Origin of the sequence: Holospora obtusa F1 (genome assembly GCF_000469665.2) — a bacterium.
GTDB lineage: Bacteria > Pseudomonadota > Alphaproteobacteria > Holosporales > Holosporaceae > Holospora > Holospora obtusa.
In genome coordinates, this window is sequence record NZ_AWTR02000003.1 from 1 (window position 1) to 4,601 (window position 4,601).

Genomic DNA, 4,601 nt, shown 5'->3' on the forward strand with positions numbered 1-4,601 from the left:
TGACTTATCAAATAGTCGCTATACATATCAAGAAGATCCAGTTTCATGTTTTGTCCTTAAAAACTTACGGACGAAAAATATGATTATTTCAAGCAGAAATCAACTATTGCTGCGTAACATCAGGTCTTTAGAAAATTTTTTAATGCACAAATTTCAGCTTAATTTGCTATAAAAATGCACGCTGAAATCAGCACTGCATATGAGCATCAAGCCAACATACATAGCCAAGCCTAGTTGTCTGTTGTAATCAATAATTTATTTTAATAATTCGTTAACAAAATTTTTGGAGTTGATTTTAAAAAAAAATTATGGCATTTTCTAAATTAATGGTTTGTATTGATATATCGTTTTTGAATCATTTTTTGTCTTTTTCTCAAGAAAAATTTGCTTGTTTGGACGAAACTAAGCTAAATATTTTTCCAGCCTCAAAAGCAGAACATCTAAAAGCCTTAGAAAAGCTTGGAGTTCCTGTTCCTTTCTTTTTTGTTGTTCCTTATGCACAACTTTTGTTTTTTAAAGATTTACAGGAAGGATTATTAAAATTACAATCAGAATCTGGAAAGGTATGGAACGACAAAAACTCGGGAGAACACGGATTATTTGTTTCTGTACGTTCCAGCTTTTCTGTTTCTATGCCTGGAATGCTGGATTCTTTGCTTAATGTGGGACTAACTTTTGGTCACGCGCTTGAAGGGAATCAAGAATACTTGTGGCGTAATTACATCAAATTAATGTGTAATTACGGAGAACTTGTAGAAAAAATCGATAAAAATAGGTTTCCGAAAATTTCAGAACATGCAACACAGCAAGAAGCATTAAAATTTGAAAAAATATTTGAACAATACGCTGGACACCCCTTTCCTCAAGATTCTAACGAACAATTGATCAAAGCTTTTCTTATGGTCAAAAACAGTTGGGAGAATCCTAGGGCTAAAATTTACCGATTTCATGAAAATATTGTGTATAGCTCCGGGGTGGATGTTATTGTTCAAATGATGGTTTTTGGAAATTTGGATCGTTTAAGCGGAACAGGGATTGTGTTTACTCGAAATCCGTCCACAGGGAAAAAAGAACTTTTTGGAGAATACTCTATTCAGGCACAAGGAGAGGACCTTGTATCAGGAGTTACAACTCCTGGCCCCATTGCCTTGTTAGAAAATGAACTTCCTCATGCGTATCAAACTCTAAAAGATCTTTCTGAAAAAATAGAAGATTTCTTTATGGATATGCAGGATATTGAATTTACAATAGAAAAGGAAAAATTATGGATTTTACAAACACGTCCTGGAAAGCGCACAAAAATAGCAGAGCTTAATATTCTTCTTCAGTACGTAGAAGAGGGACGGTTAAACATGAAAGAAGCTTTTCAACGTCTTTCTCTGAAAGGGTTAGAGCAATTGCATCATCCTTATTTAGAAAGTTTAGAAGGGCTAGAGATTTTAGGAAAAGGATTGGGCGTTTCACCAGGCGCGGTTTCAGGAGTGCTTGCAACGTGCAAAGAAACTGTAGATTTTTTTGTAAAAGAAGGAAAAAATGTAATTTTTGCAGCGCAAGAAACTCATTGTGATGATATTGCTTCTATTTTGAAAGCTTCAGGCGTTATTACATCTACCGGTGGCATGACGTGTCACGGAGCGGTCGTTACGAGAGGATTAGGTAAACCTTGTGTAACGTCTGTGCAGGGACTTCAAGTATGCCAGCATTCAGTAATTTTTTCTAATCGCACATTTTTGGAAGGGGATTTTATCACTATCGACGGAACAACAGGAGAAATTTGGAAAGGGATAGGTATATTAACAACACCTACAGAATGTCCAAATTTAAAAAAATTTTTAGATTTTGCCCAACATCATAACGCAATAAAAATTTACGTTAATGCAGACACCTCTCAAGATTGGCAATCTGCCGCTCCTTTTTTGCCTCACGGCATTGGGTTATGTCGAAGTGAGCATATGTTTTTTCAAGACACACACTTGCCCTGGTTTCAGGCATGGATATTGGGAATTCAAAAAGAGAAAAGCAGCGTAATTATAAGAGATTTACAAGAAGAAGATTACAAAAATTTGTTTAGGTTATTGAGAGGAAAACGATTGACAGTTCGCTTACTAGACCCTCCACTTCATGAATTTTTACCTTCTTCTCTTGAGGCTGAGAAAATTTTGGCACAAAAATTAGAAATTTCTGTTGATGTGATCAAACAAATAGCTAGTGAGTTAAGAGAAAAAAATCCGATGCTAGGAAAACGAGGAGCGCGACTTGGGTTGACGCGCCCAGAAATTTACGATTTGCAGATCCATGCATTATTTAAGGCGTCAGAGCACGTTTACAAAGAGGGAATTTCTGTAAATTTAGGAATTATGATTCCTTTTGTGATGACTCCCGAAGAATTTGTTTTTATTAAAAATCGTATTTTTCAGTCCTCGCTTCAATATAATCTTTCAGGAATAGATTGGAACGTAGGAGTGATGATTGAAGTTCCTAGCGCTGCAATACAAGCATCTTTTTTTGCGCAAGAAGCAGATTTTATATGTTTTGGTACAAATGATTTAACTCAGATGACGTTAGGGATCTCTAGAGATGATACTGCAGGAGTCATTAAACACTATCAATCAGTGGGGATTTTTTCTCAAGATCCGTTTCAAAGCATTCATCAATCTTCTGTGGGAAAAATAATCTCGTTTGCTTGTGAAAGTATTTTTAAAGTGAATCCAAATTTTCCTTTGTCTGTTTGTGGAGAACATGGAGGAGATCCTGAAAGTATTAAATTTTTTTACTCTTTAGGAATAAGGGAAATATCTTGTTCTGCTTATCGCATTACGCAAGCAAAGCTTTCTGGAGCAAAAGTAACTCTAGGTCATTCATTTTTTTAAATAATTTATTAAATCTTTAATAGATCTATTTAGAACCTATCGTCATCTTAACTCTGTATCGTAAATCGCTAAAATGTAAATCTAAGACTAAATTTTATGCGATTATTTCTATACTCAGTTAAGTTGAAGATTCTGGGGTGATGCGTTGAAAGTTGTCATTGACGCGATCCACCTATTCATGGGAATTTTTTTCAGGTGTGGTTAAAAAAATGCATTATACTTTCACGAAACTTTTTGGCAGAGCCGAAAAATCGATTATTTCTCACATGTGGGTTCATGATCGTCCAACATCGTTCGACGGGGATCAGATTTTGGATATATAGTAATTTAGCTTGAAAACGGGGCAAGAAGGTGCTATTTTAAGAGAAAATGATAAAGAAACACTACAGCTTAGATCTAAGGGAGAGAGTAATAAAATATATTAAGCTTGGTAACACTCAAAACACGACATTTAAGATACTTAAAGTTAGTAAAAATAGCGTAAGTGGCTTGCGGATCAGGTACCAAGAAGCAGAGTCCATAAAAGCTAAACCATGCTTAGGCAGAAAGGGCAAAATAAACCCAGAGAAGCTAAGGGTTTATGTCGAAGGCCAATGAAGATAAAAAATGAGCAGAAGATAGCAAAACTATTTAATGCTAGTATTTCTGTGTATCAGTGCTTAAAGAAGCTAGGCTTTAGCTATAAAAAAATGATAAAGCGGTATTGAGATGACCATTTGTGCAAGACAGAAGGATGGGGCAGAAAGGGGAAAAAGCTTGCTGCCAAAAAAAGCGGTAACTATTATCAGCGGAAAAATATGGTATTTAATGGTTCTTGTTATACAAAATTATTTGAAGCTTGGGTAAAAAAGTTATAGAATCAGAACCTGGGCAAATTGGATAATACTGCATCTCATAGCTCACAAAGAACAAAAGAGTTGATCGAATCGATAAATTGTCAACTCATCTTTTGATCGCCATACTCACCCGATTTGAATTCAATCGAGAAATTTTTGGCTCGTATAAAAAGAGGGGTTAAGAACCAAATTAACCAGTTTGATAAATTTTACGAAGCTATTGCCGCATTCTTTCAAATCCCATTTTTATGCTAAATTACTATACATTGATGAAATCGGGATAAAGTTAACCATTTGCACAGATAGAGGATGGGGAAAAAAAGTAAAAAACTTGTTGGTAAAAAGAGCGGTAAATATTACGAAAGAACTCATATTGTAGCGGGTTTAGTAAATAATAAAACGATTGCTTCGATGGTTTTAACAGTTCTTGTAACACATAATTATTCGAAGCTTGGGTAGAGCAGTTTTTGATAAAAAAATTAAAAACCGGACAGATTGTAATCACGGATAATACTTCATTTCACAACTCTCAAAGAACCAAAGAATTAATTGAATTTTCCGATTGTAGGGCTTTTTTTACCATCTTATTCATCTGATTTAAATTCAATCGAGAAATTTTTGGCACATATGAAGCGATGGATTAGGCAGCAAATTGAGCTTTGCCAGTGCTTATATCCGTCCATTAATGCTTTTTTTACTTTATCACAATTCAACTGCTTTTATTATAATAAAATTATGAGAGTTTTGATGTTTAAATAGTTTTATGTTAACATACGACTATAGTGTCGTATTAAGGTCATCAGCAATACATTGCAAGAAGTGTAATTCCGAAAACTGCATAAGGAACGGTATAGTACGCAAGGTTCAGGGCTATAAGTGTAAGGAATGAGGTTAT

Annotated in this window: 2 protein-coding genes; both read left to right on the forward strand. The window is 34.8% G+C overall.

Annotated elements, in window-relative coordinates; all coding sequences use genetic code 11:
* The first annotated feature begins 308 nt into the window (after window positions 1-308).
* Entirely contained in the window at window positions 309-2,870 is a 2,562-nt protein-coding gene (locus tag P618_RS00125; protein WP_021826932.1) for a putative PEP-binding protein, read from the forward strand.
* 369 nt (window positions 2,871-3,239) lie between these two features.
* Window positions 3,240-3,467: an IS630 transposase-related protein gene (locus P618_RS08930; RefSeq protein WP_075260851.1), complete on the forward strand. Its 228-nt coding sequence runs from the start codon at window positions 3,240-3,242 to the stop codon at window positions 3,465-3,467.
* Window positions 3,468-4,601: the final 1,134 nt, after the last annotated feature.

Bases quoted from the DNA above. Each gene is read 5' to 3' on its own strand.
- P618_RS08930 (WP_075260851.1), top strand. From the start codon at position 3,240: ATGATAAAGAAACACTACAGCTTAGATCTAAGGGAGAGAGTAATAAAA.
- P618_RS00125 (WP_021826932.1), top strand. From the start codon at position 309: ATGGCATTTTCTAAATTAATGGTTTGTATTGATATATCGTTTTTGAAT.